The sequence below is a fragment of the Halosubterraneus shenae genome (assembly GCF_050510935.1).
Lineage (GTDB): Archaea > Halobacteriota > Halobacteria > Halobacteriales > Haloferacaceae > JBDGPU01.
On the sequence record NZ_JBNLVO010000002.1, the window covers coordinates 219186 to 239752 of the forward strand.

Annotated in this window: 19 protein-coding genes and 2 tRNA genes; 17 read left to right on the top strand and 4 right to left on the bottom strand. The window is 68.3% G+C overall.

Going from position 1 to position 20567, the window contains the following annotated elements:
* The first annotated feature begins 69 nt into the window (after nt 1–69).
* Together ACQE3M_RS04300 and ACQE3M_RS04305 are read left to right on the top strand one after the other, a co-directional pair.
* Complete coding sequence (locus ACQE3M_RS04300) at nt 70–711, top strand: protein-L-isoaspartate(D-aspartate) O-methyltransferase (RefSeq protein WP_430504242.1); 642 nt, start codon at nt 70–72, stop codon at nt 709–711.
* A 69-nt stretch (nt 712–780) separates the two neighbouring features.
* Nucleotides 781–1545, top strand: coding sequence for a protein-L-isoaspartate O-methyltransferase family protein (locus ACQE3M_RS04305; RefSeq protein WP_430504243.1), 765 nt, complete (start codon nt 781–783; stop codon nt 1543–1545).
* Nucleotides 1546–1608: 63 nt separating this feature from the next.
* Here the strand turns inward: ACQE3M_RS04305 and ACQE3M_RS04310 are convergent, their stop codons facing one another.
* A complete protein-coding gene (locus ACQE3M_RS04310) occupies nt 1609–2076 on the bottom strand; it encodes a carboxypeptidase-like regulatory domain-containing protein (protein WP_430504244.1) in 468 nt (155 codons plus the stop codon).
* 75 nt (nt 2077–2151) lie between these two features.
* Between ACQE3M_RS04310 and ACQE3M_RS04315 the strand changes: the two genes are divergently transcribed.
* The 5 genes from ACQE3M_RS04315 to ACQE3M_RS04335 are packed head-to-tail and all read left to right on the top strand — an operon-like array spanning nt 2152 to nt 5351.
* On the top strand, nt 2152–3300 hold the full coding sequence (locus ACQE3M_RS04315) for an ATP-binding protein (RefSeq protein WP_430504245.1): 1149 nt from the start codon (nt 2152–2154) through the stop codon (nt 3298–3300).
* Nucleotides 3301–3351: 51 nt separating this feature from the next.
* Complete coding sequence (locus ACQE3M_RS04320) at nt 3352–3696, top strand: fluoride efflux transporter FluC (RefSeq protein WP_430504246.1); 345 nt, start codon at nt 3352–3354, stop codon at nt 3694–3696.
* Nucleotides 3693–4058, top strand: a complete 366-nt coding sequence (locus ACQE3M_RS04325) for a fluoride efflux transporter FluC (protein ID WP_430504247.1) — start codon at nt 3693–3695, stop codon at nt 4056–4058. Before ACQE3M_RS04320 ends, ACQE3M_RS04325 begins: the two co-directional genes overlap by 4 nt.
* A gap of 53 nt (nt 4059–4111) precedes the next feature.
* Complete coding sequence (locus ACQE3M_RS04330) at nt 4112–4516, top strand: hypothetical protein (protein ID WP_430504248.1); 405 nt, start codon at nt 4112–4114, stop codon at nt 4514–4516.
* A gap of 37 nt (nt 4517–4553) precedes the next feature.
* Nucleotides 4554–5351 (top strand): M48 family metallopeptidase, encoded by a 798-nt coding sequence (locus tag ACQE3M_RS04335; RefSeq protein ID WP_430504249.1) that lies wholly within the window; start codon nt 4554–4556, stop codon nt 5349–5351.
* A gap of 1047 nt (nt 5352–6398) precedes the next feature.
* Here ACQE3M_RS04335 and ACQE3M_RS04340 read toward each other — a convergent pair.
* Both ACQE3M_RS04340 and ACQE3M_RS04345 read right to left on the bottom strand, forming a co-directional pair.
* A tRNA-Asp gene (locus ACQE3M_RS04340) sits at nt 6399–6471 on the bottom strand.
* A gap of 29 nt (nt 6472–6500) precedes the next feature.
* Nucleotides 6501–6573: transfer RNA gene (locus ACQE3M_RS04345), tRNA-Asp, on the bottom strand.
* 237 nt (nt 6574–6810) lie between these two features.
* Here ACQE3M_RS04345 and ACQE3M_RS04350 point away from each other — a divergent pair.
* From ACQE3M_RS04350 to ACQE3M_RS04395, 10 genes are all read left to right on the top strand, one after another.
* A complete protein-coding gene (locus ACQE3M_RS04350) occupies nt 6811–7041 on the top strand; it encodes a DNA-directed RNA polymerase subunit H (protein ID WP_430504250.1) in 231 nt (76 codons plus the stop codon).
* A complete protein-coding gene (locus ACQE3M_RS04355; RefSeq protein ID WP_430504251.1) occupies nt 7038–8603 on the top strand; it encodes a DNA-directed RNA polymerase subunit B'' in 1566 nt (521 codons plus the stop codon). Before ACQE3M_RS04350 ends, ACQE3M_RS04355 begins: the two co-directional genes overlap by 4 nt.
* A gap of 1 nt (nt 8604) precedes the next feature.
* A complete protein-coding gene (gene rpoB, locus ACQE3M_RS04360; protein ID WP_430504252.1) occupies nt 8605–10431 on the top strand; it encodes a DNA-directed RNA polymerase subunit B in 1827 nt (608 codons plus the stop codon).
* A gap of 5 nt (nt 10432–10436) precedes the next feature.
* Nucleotides 10437–13364, top strand: coding sequence for a DNA-directed RNA polymerase subunit A' (locus tag ACQE3M_RS04365; RefSeq protein ID WP_430504693.1), 2928 nt, complete (start codon nt 10437–10439; stop codon nt 13362–13364).
* Nucleotides 13357–14586, top strand: a complete 1230-nt coding sequence (rpoA2, locus tag ACQE3M_RS04370; protein WP_430504253.1) for a DNA-directed RNA polymerase subunit A'' — start codon at nt 13357–13359, stop codon at nt 14584–14586. Before ACQE3M_RS04365 ends, rpoA2 begins: the two co-directional genes overlap by 8 nt.
* Complete coding sequence (locus ACQE3M_RS04375) at nt 14586–15005, top strand: NusA-like transcription termination signal-binding factor (RefSeq protein ID WP_430504254.1); 420 nt, start codon at nt 14586–14588, stop codon at nt 15003–15005. Before rpoA2 ends, ACQE3M_RS04375 begins: the two co-directional genes overlap by 1 nt.
* A gap of 98 nt (nt 15006–15103) precedes the next feature.
* Nucleotides 15104–15973 carry a DUF7537 family lipoprotein gene (locus tag ACQE3M_RS04380; RefSeq protein WP_430504255.1) on the top strand — a complete coding sequence of 290 codons (870 nt, stop codon included), beginning with the start codon at nt 15104–15106 and terminating at the stop codon, nt 15971–15973.
* Nucleotides 15974–16180: 207 nt separating this feature from the next.
* Nucleotides 16181–16609: a 30S ribosomal protein S12 gene (locus ACQE3M_RS04385; protein ID WP_430504256.1), complete on the top strand. Its 429-nt coding sequence runs from the start codon at nt 16181–16183 to the stop codon at nt 16607–16609.
* Entirely contained in the window at nt 16606–17250 is a 645-nt protein-coding gene (locus tag ACQE3M_RS04390) for a 30S ribosomal protein S7 (protein ID WP_430504257.1), read from the top strand. Before ACQE3M_RS04385 ends, ACQE3M_RS04390 begins: the two co-directional genes overlap by 4 nt.
* Before the next feature lie 1007 nt (nt 17251–18257).
* Entirely contained in the window at nt 18258–19613 is a 1356-nt protein-coding gene (locus ACQE3M_RS04395; protein WP_430504258.1) for a PQQ-dependent sugar dehydrogenase, read from the top strand.
* A gap of 117 nt (nt 19614–19730) precedes the next feature.
* Here the strand turns inward: ACQE3M_RS04395 and ACQE3M_RS04400 are convergent, their stop codons facing one another.
* Nucleotides 19731–20468, bottom strand: a complete 738-nt coding sequence (locus ACQE3M_RS04400) for a DUF5781 family protein (protein ID WP_430504259.1) — start codon at nt 20466–20468, stop codon at nt 19731–19733.
* Between the last annotated feature and the right edge of the window lie 99 nt (nt 20469–20567).

Sequence of the window (20567 nt, forward strand, 5' to 3'; positions counted from 1 at the left end):
AACCGGAGAGCGACCGCGCCGCCGATTTTCGGCCGTAGCGTTCTCCTATCAGCCCCCGGAAACGCCGGCATGGCGTACGAGGAGGCCCGCGACGAGCTCGTCCGACGGATCGAGCGCCGCGAGGACGTGAGCGAGCGGACGCTCGACGCGATCCGCGCGGTGCCCAGACACGAGTTCGTCCCCGAGGACCAGCGGGACCGGGCGTACGGGGACCATCCGGTCCCCATTGGCCACGGCCAGACCGTGAGCGCGCCGCACATGGTCGCGATCATGGTCGACCTGCTGGCCGTCGACGAGGGTGACCACGTCTACGAGGTCGGCACCGGGAGCGGCTACCACGCCGCCGTCGTCGCCGAGATCGTCGGCGGCGAGAACGTCTACTCCGTCGAGTACGTCGAGCCCCTCGCGGAGGACGCTCGCGAGCGATTCGACCGCCTCGGCTACGACGTCCACGTTCGCGTCGGCGACGGCCGCGAGGGCTGGGCGGCCGGCGCCCCGTACGACGCGGCCTATCTCACCTGCGGCGCGCCGGAGGGCGTCCCCGACCCGATAATCGAGCAGACGCGAGCCGGCGGGACCATCGTCGCGCCCGTCGACGGCCACCTGGGGCAGGACCTGCTCAGGTTGACCGTCACCGAAGAGGGGGTCGAGCGCGAGCAGCACGGCCGGGTCCAGTTCGTGCCGATGCAGGGCGAGGAGGCCGGCGAGTGACGCGGTTCGAGTCGGCGGATCACCTCGGCTAAACGCACCGTTCAAGAGGACGTAGCCCCGAGTTCGCGTATGGACGACGCGGCGCTGCGGGCGGAGATGATCGAGAGCCTCCAGCACCAGCTGGGCGAGCCGCTCCCGGAGCCGGTGGTCGACGCCTTCCACGCGGTCCCGCGCGAGGCGTTCGTCTCCGACTCGCCGTACGCGAACAGCGCGAGCGAGGAGAACGGGACCGAGGCGCTGGCGCCGGCGACTGTCGCGCGGCTGCTCGACGCGCTCGACCCGGCGGCGGGCCAGGAGACGCTCGTCGTCGGCGTCGGCGTCGGCTACACGGCGGCGGCGCTGGCGGCGATCGTCGGCGGGCGGCACGTTCACGCCGTCGACATCGACCGCGAGATGGTGTACGCCGCGCGGTCGAACCTGGCGGACGCCGGCTACGACGCGGTGCTCGTCGACTGCCAGGACGGCGCCGACGGGCTCCCGCAGTACGCCCCGTACGACCGGATCCTGCTGGAGGCGGCCGTCGCCGAGCCGCCGCGCGCGCTCCTCTCGCAGCTCGCGGACGACGGGCGGCTCGTGTTCCCCCGCGGCGCCGGCGTGCAGTCGATCGTCGCCGTCGAGCCCGACGGCGGCGTCGAAGGGCGGCGCTCCGGCGACGACTATCGCGTCGTCGAGGAGGCTGGCCCCGCCCAGCTCCGCGCGATGCTCGTCGACGGCGAGCAGCCGGGCGTCGAGCGCAACCGGACCCGCCGCGAGGACGCCGAGATGGCCCAGCAGGGCCACTTCGCCAGCCAGGGCTGGGAGCAGGAGTGGGTCGACTGGGACGACCGGCTCTGAAGCGTCGCGGGCGACGGACGACTCTGGGCCGTTGCCGGCGACGGACCGCTTTTCGACTTCCACTCACTCCCTGACCACCAGTATCTCCGTGTTCTTCCGCTCGTCAGCGTAGTCGCTGCCGGCGGGCGGCTTTATGTCGATGGTGAGCGTGCCGTCCGCCTGGTTCGGCCCGAGTTCGGGCGCGACGTCGATCGTCGCAATGCCCGTCTCGTTGGTCGTCGCGGTGGCGACGCCGTCGAGGCGCGCGCTGCCCGCGCGGACGATGACGGTCGCGTCCGCGACGGGCCCGCCGTCGGGGTCGACGACGGCGACCTCGATGGTCTGCTCCCCGGGCGTCGTCACCTCCGGCGCCGGTTCGGCGTCGAGTTCGGTGACGGCGAGGCCCTGAATACCCCCGATCATCGACATCATCACGCTGAGGCTGGCGACGCCGACGACGAGCGCGATCACGAGCCGGATTGGGAGCCCCTCGATCGCGCGCTCGTCGTCGCGGAAGCGATTGAGGGGGCTCCGGGCTGGGGAGTCGGTCATGGCCCGGGTTGGCCGCGGGTTCGTACTTGAACCTACGGACGGAGGTTCTTGACCGATAGCGCGCGAGTTCGCCCCATGCACGTTCCCGGACGCGAGCCGGACGTCGAGGGCCCGACCGCCCGGATCGGCTCGTTTCTCGCACGAGACGGCAGCACGGGCACGGGAGTCAGCCTCGACGTCGACGGCCCGCACGCCGGCGTCGTGGTCGGCAAGCGCGGCACCGGCAAGTCGTACACGCTCGGCGTGCTCGCGGAGGAGCTGGGCGAGGCTCCGGGCGTCGCGCCGGTCGTCCTCGACCCGATGGCTGCGTTCGGCGGGCTGGCCGACTGCCCCGATGGTTCGGTCGTGGAGCCGCGGGTCGCCCCGGACAGCCTCCCGCCCGACGCGTGGCCGGAGTTGCTCGGGCTCGACGCCGGATCGCCGGCCGGGAGCCTCGTCTGGCGCGTCGCGAGCGACGTCCGGGAGGCCGACGGGCCGGTCTCGATCGCCCGGATGCGCGACGCGCTCACGGAGGCCCGCGCGTCCGGTGGCGACCGCGCGTCCGGAAACGAATCCGCCAGTATCGCCGCCGAGTCGACTGCCGCCCGCCGCGCCGCCGACAACCACCTCGCGCTCGCGGACGCCTGGGACGTGTTCGACACCGAGGCGCCGACCGCGGCCGGGCTGGCGACCGGCGGTCCGACCGTCGTCGACTGCGCGGGGCTCCCCCCTGCCGCGATGAATGCCGTCGGCCGCGCCATCGCTAGCGGCCTCTACGACGCACGGATCGCGGACGACCTCGATCGGCTTCCGTGGTTGCTCGTCGACGAGGCGCACGCGTTCTTCGACGGCGTCGCCGCGCCCGCACTCCGGACGCTACTCACTCGGGGTCGCGCCCCGGGCGTCAGCCTCGTCTGCGCGACGCAGCGACCGAGCGCGCTCCCGGACGTGGCTGTCTCGCAGGCCGACCTGATCGTCGCGCACCGGCTCACCGCCGAGCGCGACGTGGACGCGCTCCGGGCCGCACAGCCGACCTATCTCGGCACCGACCTGGGTGCGTCGCTGCCGACGGGCGTCGGCGAAGCGCTCGTCGTCGACGACGTCACGGAGGCGGCCCACACGGTCCGGATTCGCGAGCGCCGGACCACCCACGAGGGCGGCGGGCCGAGCGCGTCGGCGCTGTCGGGCCGGACGTCGGAGAGAGGCGACGAGGGCAACGAGGGCGACGGCGATGGTCCGGGATAGCCGACGCCACGATACCCACGGAACAAAGTCGGTCGGAGTGAACTGATCCCCATGGAACGGAGGGCCGCAGGGTTCGGGCTCGTCGCGGTCGGCGGCGTCGTCGGCGCCGTCGCTCGCTACGCCGTCGCCGTCGCGCTCGGCGCGACCGTTGGCACGCTCGCGGTCAACGTCGTTGGCGCGTTCGCGCTCGGACTGCTCGTCACCCGGGCGACGGACGGTCGTACGCAGCTGCTGGTCGGGACGGGCGCGCTCTCGTCGTTCACGACCTACAGCACGTTCGCGGCGGAGACGGTCGCCCTCGGGACGCTCGCCGGCACGGGCTACGTCGCGGCGACGTACGCCGGGGGCCTGGCGGCGGCCGCGGCCGGCATCGCGCTCGGGAGGTGGCTCCGATGACCGTTGAGTTCGGCGCTCTCATGCTCGTCGCCCTCGGCGGTGCGGCCGGCGCGATGGCTCGCCACGCGGTCGGGTTCGCCGTCGACGGCCGGCGGTCGCTCCTCGCGGTCAACGTCCTCGGCAGCCTCCTGCTCGGGGCGACGCTCGCGGCGCCGGTCGGCAGCCGGGCGGCGCTGACGATCGGCACCGGCTTCTGTGGCGCGTTCACGACGTTCTCCTCGTTCGCCGTCGAGACCGTCGTGGCCGCGGAGCAGGGCGACCGGCGCGACGCGGTGCTGTTCGCCGTGCTCACCCTCGTCGGTGCAGTCGCGGGGGTCGTTCTCGGGTCCGCGATCGGGGGCGCAGTCGGCACGCTGGTGTGAACCTCCCTCGCGAGAGCGACAGCTACACTTACCGGCGGTCGCTTTGTCGGGACGTGACCGACGCCAGCGAGGGACGTGACGAACGCGACGAGCATGACGAGCGCGACGCCCGCGGTGAGCTCGACGCCCGCGACGATCGCGACGCCGGGCCGGTCGAGCACGAGCGGGAGTCATCCGTCGAGCTCGAGGACGAGCCGGCTGCCGACCTGGAGGGCGAGCCGTCCGTCGATCTCGAGGAGGAAGCTGTCGACTTCGAGAACCTGACGCTTCCCCAGCGGATCTTCGTCGCGGCCGTCCAGAGCCCCGCCCGAGGCGCGCTCGTCGGCCTGCTGCTGCTGTTCGGCTTCGGCTTCTACGTCGCGTTCTGGTTTTCGTTCCCCCGCGTCGCGGCCCTGCTGTCGGCGGCCGCGGTCGTCGTCGGGGGCGTCATCGCGGCCGTGCTGATGCTGCTGAAGTAGCGAACCGTTTATTTTGGCGTCTCCCGTCGACTCGGCCGTGTCCGGAGACCGCCCGACGTCCGACCGTTCCGGTGACGCCGACGTGACCGACCGTTCCGGTGACGCCGACGCACCCGACCGAACCAGCGTCGTCGCCGGCGAGCGCGTCGCGTACTCGGTCCGGGAGAGCGACCGGGCCAGTCGCGCCCGGATCGACGTCGACCCGACCGGCGTGGTGGTGGTGGTCCCGACGGACGCCCGGGTCGACCCCGACGCGCTCCTGGCGGAGAACGCGGAGTGGCTCCGCGAGAAGCAGGCGGCGATGGCCGACTACCGCGAGCGAGCGCCCGACCGGGAGTTCGAGCCCGGCGCGACCTGGCCCGTCCTCGGTGTGGGCCACGAGGTCGTCGTCGAACGCCGCCGGTCCTCGACGGTCGACCGCGACGCCACCCTGGTCCGGCTCGCGCGGAGCCACGTCGACCGGACCTCGTTCGAGCGCGCGCTGGAGTACTGCTTCCGCGAAACGGCGCGGGAGCACTTCGAATCGCGCGTGAGCGCGCTCGCCCCCGCGATGGGCGTCGCCGCGGAGGTCGGGGACGTCGAGATCCGGAATCAGCAAACCCGGTGGGGCAGCTGCTCGACGAACGGCACACTCAGCCTGAACTGGCGGCTCCTGTTCGCGCCGCCCGAGATCGTCGACTACGTGCTCGTCCACGAGCTGGCGCACCTTCGCGAGCACAACCACTCCGACGCCTTCTGGCGGATCGTCGGGGAGTACGATCCCGACTGGGAGTCGCATCGTAACTGGTTGCGCGAGAACGCGGTGGAGCTGATCTTCACCGAAGACGACCTTTGAACGGGATTTCGAGTCGGGACTGTCGGCGGTGACTGATCGGTTTCCTGTTGATTTCGTTTATAATGGCGTAAGGTCGGCAACGATTGCGACACCACTCGGCATGCCCGGAAAGCTCCAGCCGCTGATCGGCCTCACTTAAAAACAAATTCGGCTGGCGTCACCGGCGACGCCACTCGGCACACCCAGAAAGCCCCAGCCGCTGAGCGGTCGCACTCAAAAACAAATTCGGCTGGCGTCACCGGCGACACCACTCGGCACACCCAGAAAGCCCCAGCCGTTGAGCGGTCGCGCTGCTCGCTGCGCGCCTCGCCAACTCACTCGCTTCGCTCGTTCGCTGGCTCAGTGCTTACGTCGCAGGGCGTCCCGCTCAACGGCTGCCCCTTTCAGTCCCGCCCGGGAGTGGTGGCCGGGCGTCGTTCGCGCCGGCTGGATGGCTGGCGACGTTCGCCGGCTGGCCGGCGTGCGGTGCGGGGCGGTCGGCGCGCGCGAGCAACGCGTGCGAGGGAGGCCGGTGGCGCGCCGATGCTGTGCGGGCCGGCGCGCCCCGGCCGAGGCTGGGGAGGACTGAGGAAGTGCGGTTGCTGTGCGGTCGCGGTTGCGGTGCGGTTGCCGTGCGGTCCTGGCGGACTGAAAGGGCGCGGCCGGTCGCGCCGCAGGGGAGTCGCTGCAACGACCCCTATCTGGACCGGGCGTTGCGGAGAGGTCCAGATATGTCGTGCAGCGACCGCGAGCGGCCGAGGGCTTTCTGGGTGTTGGCGTTGCTGTCGAGAGCAAGCACGTATCACCTGTTTAAACCGAAGCAAAGCGAGCGGCCGAGGGCTTTCTGGGTGTTTGCGGTGCTGTCGAGAGCAAGCACGTATCACCTGTTTAAACCGAAGCAAAGCGAGCGGTCGAGGGCTTTCTGGGTGTTTGCGGAATTATCGACTGCGACAGCGTTTGAGATTTTAAATACAATTTATAAGCAAGAGCGACCAGCTCCCGGTTGCAAATCCTCGTTATCGAGATCAACCTACCACAAATCCACAACTACTCGAGAATAACTGAAAGCGCCCGGAGCGGGATTTGAACCCGCGTCTTGTCCGTGACAGGGACAAATGATGGGCCACTACACCATCCGGGCAAGCACGTGCAGTTTCCCGAAAACGGGAACGCCCGGAGCGGGATTTGAACCCGCGTCTTGTCCGTGACAGGGACAAATGATGGGCCACTACACCATCCGGGCTGCCTGCACTCATTGGTATCCGTGTGTTGTAAATAAGACTTGTTATCCGCTCCCTGCATGCGATGCGGTCCCACCAACCGTCGTTACGCTTTTATTTCGGAGTCCCATGCACTCAGGTGTCACTCGCCGCGGGCCCGGGCAGCCGCGCGTCCCGAGCCTGCTTGGCAACGCTTATGACCGTGGGCTTAATATTGCCCTGTAGTATCTCGTGATAGCTTCTCCCCACCACCAGCACCCATGGTAGACGTAAGCCAACACGAACTCGTCCCGGACCACATCCTGCTCGACGACCCGGAAGAAGTCGAGGAGGTCCTGGCGGAGTACAACGTGAAAAAGACGAACTTGCCGAAGATCAAGCGTACCGACCCGGCGCTTCCGGATGAAGCTGACGTCGGCGACGTCGTGAAGATCGTCCGTGAATCGCGTACGACTGACCGAGCCGTTGTGTACCGACTCGTGATCTCATGAACAGACAGAAACGACGCACCGTCTCCCGGGAGTTCTTCTCGGACGAACGGCTGGCAGAGCATCACTTCCGCTCGTTCAACAACTTCCTCGACCGCGGCATGCAGGACGTCGTCGACGAGAAGGAAACCATCGAAACCGACATCGGCGACAAGGAGGGGCAAGAGCCCGTCTACGTCGAGCTCGGCGACGTGCGGATGGCGACCCCCCGCGTCCGCGAGGCCGACGGCTCGGAGGAGCTGCTGTACCCGCAGGAGGCCCGCCTGCGCAACATCACCTACTCCGCACCGGTCTTCATGGAGATGTCCGTCATCCGCGGCGGCGAGGACGAACCGGAAACGGTCGTCGACTCCACCGAGACGAAGGTCGGCCGGATGCCGATCATGGTCGGCTCCGACAAGTGTAACATGGCCGGCTTCTCCGACGAGGAGCTCATCGACATCGGCGAGGACCCCGTCGACCCCGGTGGCTACTTCATTGTCAACGGCTCCGAGCGCGTGCTGATGACCTCGGAGGACCTGGCGCCGAACAAGATCCTCGCCGAGTACGACGAGAAGTACGGCGACGAGATCCAGGTCGCGAAGACGTTCTCCCAGCGCCGCGGGTACCGCGCCCTCGTGCTCTGTGAGCGGAACCGCGAGGGGATCCTCGAGGTGTCGTTCCCCTCCGTCTCCGGTTCGATCGACTTCGTGACGCTGGTCCGTGCGCTCGGGCTCGAGTCCGACGAGGAGATCGTCCATCGCGTCTCCGACGACCCGGAGATCGTGAAGTACATGCTGGAGAACCTGGAGGAGGCCGACGTCCAGACCGAGGAGGAGGCCATCGAGACCCTCGGCAAGCGCGTCGCCTCCGGCCAGGGCAAGAACTACCAGCTGAAGCGCGCGAACTACGTCATCGACCGCTACCTCCTGCCGCACCTCCACGAGGAGGGCGTCGACGAGGAGGACGTGCGGATCAACAAGGCGTACTACCTCTGTCGGATGGCCGAGGCGTGCTTCGAGCTGGCGCTCGGGCGCCGCGAGTCGGACGACAAGGACCACTACGCCAACAAGCGCCTCAAGGTGTCCGGCGACCTGATGAAGGACCTGTTCCGGACGGCGCTGAACAAGCTGGCCCGCGACGTGAAGTACCAGCTCGAGCGCGCGAACATGCGTAACCGGCAGCTCACCGTCAGTACGGTCGTCCGCTCGGACGTGCTGACCGAGCGGCTCGAACACCCCATCGCGACGGGGAACTGGGTGGGCGGCCGCTCGGGCGTCTCCCAGCTGGTCGACCGCACGGACTACATGGGCGTACTTTCGCACCTGCGTCGGCTCCGCTCGCCGCTGTCCCGGTCGCAACCGCACTTCGAGGCACGCGACCTGCACGCGACCCAGTGGGGTCGCATCTGTCCCTCCGAAACGCCGGAGGGGCCGAACTGTGGCCTGGTGAAGAACTTCGCGCAGGCGATGGAGCTGTCACAGGACGTCGAGGACGAACAGGGGCTGAAACGAGAACTGGCGTCGATGGGTGTCGAGGGGATCCCCGGCATCGAGGGCGTCGAGCGAACGACGGCTGACGACTAACATGGCAAGCGAACGAGAGGCGAAAGTCTACGTCAACGGGAGCCTGGTCGGGACCCATCCGGACCCGAACCAGCTCGCAGAACAGATTCGGGAATCGCGACGACGCGGCGACGTCTCCGAGATGGTCAACGTCTCGGTCCGTGACCGCACGCGCGAGGTCATCATCAACGCCGACGCCGGCCGCGCCCGGCGTCCGCTCATCGTCGTCGAGGACGGCGAACCGCTGCTGTCCGACGAGGACATCGAGGCGCTCGAGGCGGGCGAACTCGAGTTCGAGGACCTCGTCGACCGCGGCTACGTCGAGTTCATCGACGCCGAGGAGGAGGAGGACATCCTCGTCGCCGTCGACGAGGACGACGTGACCGAGGACCACACGCACCTCGAGATCGACCCGCAGCTCATCTTCGGCATCGGTGCCGGGATGATCCCGTACCCGGAACACAACGCGTCCCCGCGGATTACGATGGGTGCCGGGATGATGAAGCAGTCGCTCGGGCTCCCCTCCGCCAACTACCGGATCCGGCCGGACACGCGCCAGCACCTGCTGCACTACCCGCAGCTCGCGATGGTGAAGACGCAGACGTCCGACCAGATCAACTTCGACGAGCGCCCGGCCGCCCAGAACTTCACGGTCGCCGTGATGTCCTACGAGGGCTTCAACATCGAGGACGCGCTGGTGATGAACCAGGGCTCCGTCGACCGCGCGCTCGCCCGCTCGCACTTCTTCCGGACGTACGAGGGCGAGGAACGGCGCTACCCCGGCGGCCAGGAGGACCGCTTCGAGATCCCCTCCCAGGACGTCCGCGGCGCCCGCGGCGAGGACGCGTACACCCACCTCGACGAGGACGGCCTCGTCAACCCCGAGGCGAAGGTCGACGAGTCGTCGGTCCTGCTCGGGAAGACGTCGCCGCCGCGCTTCCTCGAGGAGCCGGACGACATGGGCGGGCTCTCGCCGCAGAAGCGGCGCGAGACGTCCGTGACGATGCGCTCCGGCGAGGAGGGCGTCGTCGACACGGTCACGCTGATGGAGGGCGAGGACGGCTCGAAGCTGTCGAAGGTGAAGGTGCGCGACCAGCGCGTGCCGGAGCTGGGCGACAAGTTCGCGTCCCGCCACGGCCAGAAGGGCGTCGTCGGCCACCTGGCACCCCAGGAGGACATGCCGTTCACCGAGGAGGGCGTCGTGCCGGACCTCGTGCTCAACCCGCACGCGCTCCCGTCGCGGATGACGGTGGGCCACGTGCTGGAGATGCTGGGCGGCAAGGTCGGCTCGCTCCGCGGGAGCCGCGTCGACGGGACGCCGTTCCAGGGCGAGGACGAGGAGGAGCTCCGCGACCAGCTGGAGGAGCACGGCTTCAAGTCCTCCGGGAAGGAGGTCATGTACTCCGGCGTCACCGGCGAGAAGATCGAGGCGGAGATCTTCGTCGGCACCATCTTCTACCACAAGCTGTACCACATGGTGTCGAACAAGCTGCACGCCCGCTCGCGCGGGCCGGTGCAGGTGCTGACCCGCCAGCCCACCGAGGGGCGTGCCCGTGAGGGTGGCCTCCGCGTGGGCGAGATGGAGCGTGACACCGTCATCGGGCACGGTGCGGCGATGGTGCTCAACGAGCGCCTGCTCGAATCCTCGGACGCGGAGACGGTCCACGTCTCGGCGGACACCGGCCTGGTCGCCGTCGAGGACCGCGAGCAGCGCCGCGTCTACGACCCGGTCACCGGCGACGAGGACAACATCCACGAGCTGGAGATCAGCTACGCGTTCAAGCTCCTGCTCGACGAGATGATCGCCTTAGGGATTCGCCCCCGACTCGAACTGGAGGACGCAGTCTAATGTCAATGCAAACACCCAAACAACTCGGCGGAATCAACTTCGGGCTGATGGACCCGGAGACGTATCGCGACATGTCGGCCACGAAGGTGATCACGGCCGACACCTACGACGACGACGGCTACCCCATCGACATGGGGCTGATGGACCCCCGACTCGGCGTCATCGACCCCGGTCTGGAATGCCGGACGTGCGGTCGCCACTCCGGCTCGTGTAACGGCCACTTCGGCCACATCGAGCTGGCGGCGCCGGTCATCCACGTCGGCTTCACGAAGCTCATCCGTCGCCTGCTGCGGTCGACCTGCCGCAACTGCGGCCGGCTCGCGCTCGACGAACACGAGCGCGACGAGTTCGGCGACCGCATGCAGCGCGCCGAGGAGCTCGGCGAGGACGAACACGACGTGCTGAAGGCCGCCGTGCGGCAGGCCCGGAAGGCGTCGACCTGTCCGTTCTGCGGCGAGCCGCAGGCCGACATCAAACACGAGAAGCCGACGACCTACTACGAGGTCCAGGACGTGCTCTCGGGCGAGTACTCCGAGCTCATCGCGGAGGCGATGCAGCCCGACGAGGAGGAGGGCGAACCCGGCACCTCCCCGCAGGAGCTCGCCGACGAGACCGACATCGCCCTCGACCGCGTCAACGACATCCTCGCGGGCGAGTTCCGCCCGCGGAAGGAGGACCGTCGCGCCATCGAGTCCGCGCTCGACGTGGACCTGACCGAGGAGGACATGAACAAGCTGATGCCCTCCGACATCCGCGACTGGTTCGAGGACATCCCCGGCGGGGACCTGGAAGTGCTCGGTATCGACCCCGAGAAGTCCCGACCCGAGTGGATGATCCTGACGGTGCTGCCGGTCCCGCCGGTCACCACGCGCCCGTCGATCACGCTGGACAACGGCCAGCGCTCCGAGGACGACCTCACGCACAAGCTGGTCGACATCATCCGGATCAACCAGCGCTTCATGGAGAACCGCGAGGCCGGCGCCCCCCAGCTGATCATCGAGGACCTCTGGGAGCTGCTCCAGTACCACGTCACGACGTTCGTCGACAACGAGATCTCCGGCACGCCGCCGGCCCGACACCGCTCCGGCCGTCCCCTCAAGACGCTCTCGCAGCGCCTGAAGGGGAAGGAGGGGCGCTTCCGTGGCTCGCTGTCCGGCAAGCGCGTGAACTTCTCGGCGCGAACCGTCATCTCGCCGGACCCGACCCTCTCGCTGAACGAGGTCGGCGTTCCGGACCGGGTCGCCACCGAGATGACCCAGACGATGAACGTGACCGAGCGCAACGTCGAGGAAGCGCGCCAGTACGTCCGGAACGGCCCGGAGGCGCACCCCGGCGCGAACTACGTGCGCCGCCCCGACGGGCGCCGCCTGAAGGTCACGGAGAAGAACTGCGAGGAGCTCGCCGAGAAGGTCGAGGAGGAGTGGGAGGTTAACCGCCACCTCATCGACGGTGACATCGTGATCTTCAACCGGCAGCCGTCGCTGCACCGGATGTCGATCATGGCCCACGAGGTCGTGGTGATGCCGTACAAGACGTTCCGGCTGAACACCACGGTCTGCCCGCCGTACAACGCCGACTTCGACGGCGACGAGATGAACATGCACGCGCTCCAGAACGAGGAGGCCCGGGCCGAGGCCCGCGTCCTCATGCGCGTGCAGGAGCAGATGCTCTCGCCCCGCTTCGGCGAGAACATCATCGGCGCCATCCAGGACCACATCTCGGGGACGTACCTGCTGACGAACACGAACCCCGAGTTCACGGAGACGCAGGCGCTCGACCTGCTGCGCGCGACGCGGGTCGACGAGCTGCCCGAACCTGACGGCGTCGACGACGAGGGTCGCGAGTACTGGACCGGTCGCACGCTCTTCTCGGAGCTGCTGCCGGACGACCTCTCCTTAGAGTTCACCTCCTCCACCGGCGACGACGTGATCATCGAGGACGGCGAGCTCGTCGAGGGGACGATCGACGAGGACGCCGTCGGTGCCTTCGGTGGCGACGTCGTCGACACGATCACCAAGGCGTACGGCGAGACACGTGCCCGCGTCCTCGTCAACGAGGTCGCCGCGCTTGCGATGCGCGCGATCATGCACTTCGGCTTCTCGATCGGGATCGACGACGAGTCCATCCCGCCGGCCGCCGAGGAACAGGTCAACGAGGCCATCGACAACGCCTACGACCGCGTCGAGGAGCTCATCGACTCCTACGAGGCGGGCGAGCTCGAGAGTCTCCCCGGCCGCACGGTCGACGAGACCCTCGAGATGAAGATCATGCAGACGCTCGGGAAGGCCCGAGACTCGGCCGGCGAGATCGCCGAGCAGCACTTCGCCGACGACAACCCGGCCGTCGTCATGGCCGAGTCCGGCGCGCGTGGGTCGCTGCTGAACCTCACGCAGATGGCCGGCTGCGTCGGCCAGCAGGCAGTCCGCGGCGAGCGCATTAATCGTGGCTACGAGGACCGCACGCTCGCCCACTACAAGCCGGACGACCTCTCCGCGGAAGCCCACGGCTTCGTGGAGAACTCCTACCGTGGCGGGCTGACGCCGCGGGAGTTCTTCTTCCACGCGATGGGCGGTCGCGAGGGCCTGGTCGACACGGCCGTCCGGACGTCGAAGTCCGGGTACCTGCAGCGCCGCCTCATCAACGCGCTCTCCGAGCTGGAGGCGCAGTACGACGGCACGGTGCGGGACACCTCCGACACCATCGTCCAGTACGAGTTCGGTGAGGACGGGCAGTCGCCGATCAAGGTCTCCTCCAGCGAGGAGTCGGGTATCGACGTCGACCAGATCGCCGACCGCGTCCTGAAAGCCGAGTTCGAAAGCGACGAGGAGAAAGAGCAGTTCCTCGGGCTCGAGGAACCGCCGACGAACCTCTCGGAACACGCCGGTCCGGGCCTGAACAAGGCCAAAGGGCTGGGGGTGGAATCCGATGACTGAGTACGAACACGTCACTGACGACATGGAAGCGATCGTCGAGGACACCGAGCTCCCGAAGCGGCTCCGCGAGCAGGTGTACGAGACGGTCGAGGAGAAGGCCGAGGAGTACGGCGGCGTCACCCTCGAACAGGTGACGGACATCGCCACCGGCGTCGAGAACCGCTACCTCGACAGCCGCGTCGACCCGCTCGAACCGGTCGGGACGGTGTCGGCGCAGTCGATCGGCGAGCCCGGAACGCAGATGACGATGAACACGTTCCACTACGCGGGCGTCGCGGAGATCGACGTCACGCAGGGGCTGCCCCGGCTCATCGAGCTGGTGGACGCCCGGAAGACGCCGGACACGCCGATGATGACCGTCTACCTCGAGGACGAGTACGCCAGGGAGCGCGAGAAGGCCCACGAGGTCGTCTGGGCCATCGAGTCGACGCAGATCCTCGCGCTCGGCGACGTGTCCACGAACGTCGCGGACATGCTCGTCAACATCGACCTCAACGACGAGACGCTACTCGAGCGGTGGCCGACGTACGACGACGCCACCGTCGTCGCCGAGGAGATCGCCGACACCATCGAGGACGCGCTCGGCGTCGAGACCCGGCAGGCCGGCACGGACATCGAGTTCGGGCCGAGCCAGCCCAGCTACCGCGAGCTGCTCCAGCTCGTCGAGCAGCTGCGCGAGGTCGTCTTCAAGGGGATCGAGGAGGTCGACCGCGTCGTCATCCGGAAAGAGGAGCTCGAGGCGGGCGAGGAGTTCGTCCTCTACACCGAGGGCTCGGCCTTCGGCGACGTGCTCTCCCTGGAGGGCGTCGACGCCTCCCGGTCGACGTGTAACAACATCCACGAGATCCACAAGAACCTCGGCATCGAGGCCGCCCGCGAGGCCATCATCAACGAGACGATGGACACCCTCGAGGAGCAGGGTCTCGACGACGTGAACGTCCGCCACCTGATGCTGGTCGCGGACATCATGACGAACAACGGCGAGATCGAGTCCATCGGCCGGCACGGCATCTCCGGCAACAAGGACAGCGTGCTCGCCCGCGCGGCGTTCGAGGTGACGGTGAACCACCTGCTCGACGCCGCGATCCACGGCGAGCGCGACGAGCTCGACGGGGTCATCGAGAACGTCATCGCCGGCAAGCCGGTCTCGATCGGCACCGGCGACGTGGACCTCCGCATGGGCTCGCGCGCCGTCAGCGACGGCGGCCAGGTCGACGACTGATGCGCGTCGAGCTCTCCGACGAGGCCCGGCGGTACATCGCCCAGTTCGACGAGCTGACGGACGTCACGCCGAAGGACTGCCTCGTGGAGGGCGACCGACTGGTCTTCCTGATCCCGGCCGGCCAGATGGCCGAAGCGATCGGGCAGGCGGGCGAGACGGTCAAGGAAGCCGAGGACCGGCTCGGCAAGACCGTCGAACTCGTCGAGGACGCGGACACGCCGGCGGCGTTCGTCGAGAGCGCGCTGGCGCCCGCGGCGGTGCGCGGCGTCACCATCTCCGAGCAGGACGGGCGCGTCGCGTACGTCGAGGTCGCCGAGGCGGACCGGGGCGTCGCCATCGGCGCCGAGGGCCAGAACATCGAGACGGCCCGCAAACTGGCGAAGCGGCACTACGACGTCGACGACATTCAGCTGACGTAGTCCCCGTCGCGTTCGGCCGCCCCGTTCGGCCGTCGCCGCACCGCTGCACCGCGCACCGGACCCGATTCCTTTTACCGCGCACCCTCCTCCCACCAGCCATGCAACGACGGACACTGCTCGCCAGCGCCGCGACCCTTGCGACGGCCGGGCTGGCCGGCTGTTCCGGGCTCGGCGGCGACGGCGGGTACGGTGGCGGCAACGGCGGCGACGGCGATGGGACCCCGACGCCGGTGCCCGCGAGCGACGTCGAGTGGCGCGAGGGCGACGGGCTGAACGTGGAGGTGCTCCTCGAGTCGCACACGACGGCGCTGGTCGAGGCCGGCAGCTTCCGGGTCGTCTCGACGGCGGACACGAGCCACGACGGCGACGAGCGCCCGAAGGACTGGCTGTTCTCCCAGACCTACGAGTCGCGGTTCGAACTCGAGCGGGAGCGGCAGTTTCTCGAGCAGGACCTGACCGAACTCGAGGAGACCCAGACCGCCTACGTCGCCGACGGGACGGCGCTGTACCGGATCGAGAAGGACGGCGAAGTCCAGTACAGCTCCGAGCCCGTCGAGCGCACGACGGCGGAGTTCAAGAAGGCGATGGAGCAGGAGGCGGGCGCCGGCGTGCGCGGACTCGACCAGTGGGCGCTGTCCGTCGACGGCGCCGTCGCCCGCGACGGGCGTGAGCTGACCCGCTTCGTCGCGGACGAGTTCACGGGCGAGCGCGGGATCCCAAGCGAGATCGAGTCCGCGTCGGCCGAGGTGCTGATCGATAGCGACGGCGTGGTCCGGTCGATTAGCCAGACCTGGGAGGGGACACACGAGGAGCAGTCGGTCACCGTCGGCGTCGACATCGAGTTCCAGGGAGTCGGCGAGACGACCGTTGCGGAGCCGGAGTGGGCCGACGAGGCCCGGTCGTCCGGCGGGACGGCGACCGAGAGCGACGGATCGAACACGAGCGGGAAGCTCCGCGGGGGTTTATAAACACTCGGCGGCTGTCGCTCGGCGGTACTGTGCCCCGGTTGACGGCTTCTGCGCACCGCTTATGGGCTCATCGGCGCGGAGGATCGCTCGTTGCTGTGTGGCGAAACGACCTCAGATCGGGCGAGAGGTACCGCTCCGCGGATCTGAGGCGGTTTCGTCGGACTGAATGACGACGCTTAAGTGCCTGAATCTGGAAGTACGGGTACGATGGCGAACGGCAAATATGCCGCCCGTAAGCTCAAGAAGGACCGGCAGCAGCGACGCTGGTCCGACTCCGAGTACGCTCGGCGCGAGCGCGGGCTCAAGGAGAAGACGGACCCCCTCGAGGGTGCGCCGCAGGGTCGCGGCATCGTCCTCGAGAAGGTCGGTATCGAGGCAAAGCAGCCGAACTCGGCGATCCGAAAGTGTGTCCGCGTGCAGCTCATCAAGAACGGGAAGCAGGTCACCGCGTTCTGTCCCGGTGACGGCGCTATCTCGTTCATCGACGAGCACGACGAGGTCACCATCGCCGGGATCGGTGGCGCGAAGGGTCGCGCGATGGGCGACCTTTCGGGTGTCAACTACAAGGTCGAGAAGGTCAACGGCGTGTCCCTGATCGAACTGGTTCGCGGGAACGCGGAGAAGCCAGTCAGATGAGCGAGAGCGACGAGGAGGCCGAGGCGGAAGCCGAAGCCCACACCCCCGAGCCCGACGCCCCCGCCGACTCCGAGCAGGCCACGGAGAACGCCCTGCTGTTCGGCGAGTGGGACGTCTCGGAGATGAGCTACGAGGACCCCTCGACGGCACGGTACATGAACGTGACCCCCGTCGCCCACTCGATGGGTCGTCACGCGCAGAAGCAGTTCCAGAAGTCCGAGATCTCGCTGGTCGAGCGGCTCATCAACCGCCTGATGCAGACCGAGGAGAACACGGGCAAAAAGCAGATGGCGACGCGCATCGTGCGCGACGCCTTCGACCAGATCCACGAGGAGACCGAGGAGAACCCGGCGCAGGTGCTCGTCACCGCCGTCGAGAACGCCGCCCCGCGTGAGGAGACCGTTCGCCTCAAGTACGGTGGCATCTCGGTCCCGAAGGCCGTCGACGTCGCGCCCCAGCGCCGCGTCGACCAGGCCCTCAAGTTCATCGCGGACGGCGTCGAGTCCGCGACGTACAAGTCGAAGACCTCCGCGTCCGACGCCCTCACACGCATCCTGATCGGCGCCGCCGACTACGACGTCGAGTCGTACCCGATCTCGCAGAAGGAAGAGCGCGAACGCGTTGCGGCCGCGGCCCGCTAAGCGGGTCCCGTCTTCGCATTTTGCGGTTTTCTTTTTATTAGTGGATAGCCGTGGCTTCGAGTTCTGCAGTGTTTCGAGTGTAGACGATCCTGCGCTTGACAGCGCTATCAGCTCCTCGAAAGCCCCTATCTGCTCTTTTTAAGCATATATGAACAGATGGTACGAGCTTGCTCTCGACAGCACCGCAAACGCCCAGAAAGCCCTCGGCCGCTCTTTATAAGCAGGATTGCTCAGGTGATACAGTCTTGCTCTTGACAGCACCGCAACCATCCAGAAAGCCCTCGGCTGTTCTTTATAAGCAGGATTGCTCAGGTGATACGGTCTTGCTCTCGACAGCAACGCAAACACCCTGAAAGCCCTCGGCCGCTCGCGGTCGCTGAGCGACATATCTGCGCTCTCCGCCGCGAAAGACGGTCCGGGCTGCCTGCAGTGGCGGGCTGCCGGGCTGCGACTTTCTGGCCTTCGTTCACTGCGTTCACGAAGACACCGCCCGGCGCGGATAGGGGTCGGCTCAGCGACTCCGTTACACCGCGACCGGCTGTCGCCCTTTCAGTCCGCCAGGACCGCACCCCACAGCAACCGCAACCGCGACCGCAACCGCGACCGCACCGCGACCACCCGGCAGCCGCCGCCAGCGACGCCCAGCTACCACTCCCGGGCGGGACTGAAAGGGGCAGCCGCTGAGCGGGACGCCCTGCGAAGGAAGCACCGCAATCCCGGCGAGCGACCGAAGGGAGCGAGCCGGGTGAGGAGCACAGCGAGCAGCGCGACCGCTCAGCGGCTGGGGCTTTCTGGGCATGCTGAGTGGTGTCGCCGGCGGCGTCAGCCGGTTTTATTTATAAATACGACCACTCCACGGCTGGTTTCTCCCCGATTGCTGAGTGGTGTCGCCGCCGATGCCAGCCGATTTTATTTATAAGTGGAACAACCCCACCAACGCCCGAAAATCCCGCGCACCGTTGACGTGGAGCGGTACGTTTTACGTATCGGTGGTCGCTACCCACGCTATGCGCCTCAATCGCCGTCGATTCCTCGCTGCGGCCGGCCTCACGAGCATGGCGGGCTGCACGTCGCCCTCCGACGTGTCGACCGAGACGAGCACGTCCTCCGGGACGCCCACGCCCACGCCGGGCCCCTCCTACGACGTCAGCGTCGCCCACGACGTCGAGTCGTGGGCCGAGTACGACCCCGACTGGACGCACCCGACGGACCCGCCGGACACCGACGTCGAGGTCGAGACGGTCGTCGAGGGGCTGAAGATCCCCTGGGACCTCTCGTTCGCGGCGAACGGCGAGCTGTTCATCTCCCAGCGTCCGGGGACGATCCTCCGGTACGACGCGGGGACCGTCCAGTCCGTCGCGTCGCCGGACGACATCGTCGACGCGAGCGCCATCGACACCGACGAGGAGGGCGGCTGGTGGGCCGCCGGGGGCGAGGGCGGGTTGATGGGTATCGCCGCCCACCCGAACTACCCGGACGTGCCGCTGGTGTACGCCTTCTACACGTACCTCGAGGACGACACCAAGCTGAACAAGCTCGTCCACTACGACGTGAGCCTCGAGGAGCCGCAGGCGACGACGCTCATCGACGGCATCCCGGGCGAGTCGTACCACAACGGCTCCCGGATCACCTTCGGCCCGGCCGACTACCTCTGGGTGACGACCGGCGACGCCGGGGACCCGACCCTCGCGCAGGACCCCTCGTCGCTCGCGGGGAAGGTCCTCCGGATGAAGCCGGACGCGACGGCGCCCGAGGACAACCCCGACCTCGGCGGCGACCCGCGCGTGTACACCTACGGCCACCGGAACCCGCAGGGGATCACGTTCATGCCCGACGCGACCCCGGTCATCAACGAGCACGGCCCCGCGGGCCGCGACGAGGTGAACGTGTTGCGCCCCGGCGGGAACTACGGCTGGGCGCCGGAGGACGAGCGCGCTCGCGGTGCCGAGACCTACCCCGACACGGACTACCAGCGCCCGGTCGTCAACACCGGCGGCAGCTCGACGTGGGCACCGCCGGGCTCGGTCTTCTACACCGGGGACGCGGTCCCCTCGTGGCAGAATCGAATGATAATCGGCGGGCTCATCTCCCAGCGACTCAACGTCGTGACGATCTATCCGACCGACGGCGAGTCCGCCTCGGCGGAGGGCGGCCAGCGGTTCGACGCCGACTGGATGGACTCGGAGTACAGCGCCGTCCACCACACCGCGCTGGAGGACGAACTCGGGCGCATCCGCCACGTCGAGCAGGGGCCCGAGGGGACGCTGTACGCGGTCACCTCGAACCGCGACGGCCGGGCGCAGGGCGACCAGTTCCCGGCCGCGAACGACGACCGGCTGGTGCGGATCGTCCCGTCCGAATAGCGATCAGCGCGGGAACCCCTGGTTTGCTGTTTCTCCCGTCTCCAGGTCTCAGTCTGGAGTGTCTCTGTCTGGAGGTCTCAGTGCAGGGCTGAGAGTGTCTCTGTCTGCAGGGCCGAATTAGCTCGGGATCGCGTACGCGCGCGTGGCGTCGACGAGCGCCTTCCGGTAGTCGGACTCGGTCGGGTCCGGGCCGAGCGCGCGGAAGCGGCGCTTGAAGTCCTCGACGTCGACGCCGGGGGCGTCCTGACCGGCGGCGCGTGCGAGGTCGTAGATCCGGTGGTCGCGGTCGACGAGGTCGTGCCGCTCGACCAGCGCGAGCGCGAAGGCGGCGTTGACGGCGGTGATCTCGGGGTCCGGACCGCCGCCCTGCAGCTTCGAGTCCGCCCGCGGCGGGTTCGGGCTGTCGACGACGGCGCTCGCGAGCTTCGACTCCAGGAAGCCGACGAGCTTGGCCGGGTCGGAGACGGCGAGCGTGATGTCGTCGGCGTAGATGTCCTTCATGTGGTTCGCGATCTGGTAGCAGTGTGCCAGCTTGCGGCGCTCGACGGACTCGCCGGAGAGGCCGAGGTACAGCGCCTCGTCCGTCGAGAGCGTGTGCGAGGGGTGGGCCTCCTCGTGGCGGGCCATGTGCGCGAGTTCGTGGACGGCGAGCTCGCGGGCCATCGCGCTCGTGGCCGCGCGCTCGGAGATGTTCAGGACGTGGTGGTCCGGATAGTGGGCGGCCCACGTGCGCTCGTCGGGGTTCTTCCGGACGCGGACGTGGACGGGAGCTTCCAGCGAGAACTCGGTCTCGAACCGGGACGCAGCACCGAGGAACGGGTCGGGGGCGACGTCCCCCTGCACTCGTATATCCATGCGTACTGTTCACACGGGTTCGGCAAATAAGGGTCTTGCGTCCCTCTACCGGCTGTGTGGGGTGGCCATTCGGTCGGCGTCGGTCTTTTTCCCACATCG